Genomic DNA, 446 nt, shown 5'->3' with positions numbered 1-446 from the left:
CCTCGAATTGTCGTGGTTGTAGATGAGATGAGTATAATCAAGCGAGAAACGGATCTCGTAGAGATGATTCAACAGTTTGCCAGCCAAGGACGTGCTCTAGGTGTTCATACGATTATTGCGATGCAGCGTCCTGATGCCGATTTGTTGAATTCAGCACTCAAAGCAAACTTACGGGTTCGGATCTCTGGAAGGCAGGCCGATGAGATAAATGCAAAAGTAGCCGGAGTCATCGGTGCCGAAGAAATTGATGCCGCAGCCAGAGGGCGTATGAAAATTAAAATTGATAAAGTGAAAGAGTTTCAAGCCTACTTCTTAGATGAAGGAGCTTGTAAAGAAATACTTTCACCTTATAAAACACGTGTGAAAGATCCTGAACCAGAACTAGAAGTGGTATCACAGTCTATTTTTGGTTTATTAGAGAAGGAGGAGCAGCGATGAGTTTCCGT

General features: G+C 43.3%; 1 pseudogene. It reads left to right on the top strand.

Annotation, left to right across the window (positions count from 1 at the left end):
- Positions 1-438: pseudogene (locus SB717_RS33735) on the top strand (FtsK/SpoIIIE domain-containing protein); the annotation flags it as partial.
- Positions 439-446 lie beyond the last annotated feature (8 nt).

Origin of the sequence: Priestia sp. SIMBA_032 (genome assembly GCF_046535215.1) — a bacterium.
In the GTDB taxonomy this organism is placed as follows: domain Bacteria; phylum Bacillota; class Bacilli; order Bacillales; family Bacillaceae_H; genus Priestia; species Priestia aryabhattai.
This window is presented reverse-complemented; position numbering and strand designations above follow the sequence as displayed.